This is a genomic window from Methylobacterium nigriterrae (assembly GCF_037106235.1).
GTDB classification, from domain to species: Bacteria; Pseudomonadota; Alphaproteobacteria; order Rhizobiales; family Beijerinckiaceae; genus Methylobacterium; species Methylobacterium nigriterrae.
In genome coordinates this window covers 1-712 of the sequence record NZ_JBAWTG010000461.1, presented here as the reverse complement: position 1 = coordinate 712, position 712 = coordinate 1, and the positions used below count along the sequence as shown (strand labels likewise).

The following is a 712-nucleotide window of genomic DNA, read 5'->3' as shown; positions in this document are numbered from 1 at the left end:
GTGTGTGACCGGTCGAGACGCCGCTCAACGCACCTGCCGAAGCCCCTTCGAGAAGCGCTGGCCGTTGGCTATGTAGGTCTCTGATGTCCGACGCAACTTTGCAGCCGCTGCTTCATCTAGGCTGCGCACAGCCCGAGCCGGGGCGCCGACAATCAGACTGCGGTCGGGAAACTCCTTACCTTCCGTGACGAGCGCATTCGCGCCGATCAGGCATTCGCATCCAATCCGGGCCCCGTTCAGGATGGTGGCACCCATGCCGACCAGGGTGTTCGCTCCAATCGTGCAACCATGCACAATGGCGCGATGGCCGATCGTGACGCCCTCGCCGATCGTCAGCGGGAATCCGGGGTCAGCATGTAGAACAGCACCATCCTGGATGTTGGTGCGGTTGCCGATCCGGATCTCGTCGTTGTCTCCGCGCACAACGGCTCCGAACCAAACACTCACGTCCAGACCGAGGTGAACGCGCCCGATCACGTGCGCGCCCGGTGCGATCCAGACGCGATCTGCATCCGCGATGCTGGGATGATGATCATCGAGCTTGTAGAGGGACATCGGGCTCTTGCAGCGTCGGGACTGTGGGTGAGAGCGAAACCCCAGCGTATCTCATGTGCGCTCCTGCAGTTCCAGAGACACAAGTGGAGCGAGGAGCCGATGCCCGCTGCCCGCAACATCGTCTGTCCGCACTGCGCGCGGACCAACCGGGTCCCTG

1 protein-coding gene is annotated in these 712 nt (G+C 63.1%); it reads right to left on the bottom strand.

Annotation, left to right across the window (positions count from 1 at the left end):
- Positions 1-24: 24 nt before the first annotated feature.
- Positions 25-555 (bottom strand): gamma carbonic anhydrase family protein, encoded by a 531-nt coding sequence (locus WDW90_RS37740; protein WP_336492824.1) that lies wholly within the window; start codon positions 553-555, stop codon positions 25-27.
- Positions 556-712 lie beyond the last annotated feature (157 nt).

Excerpts from the sequence above, each read along its gene's own strand:
- WDW90_RS37740 (WP_336492824.1), bottom strand. The coding sequence starts at position 555 with ATGTCCCTCTACAAGCTCGATGATCATCATCCCAGCATCGCGGATGCA.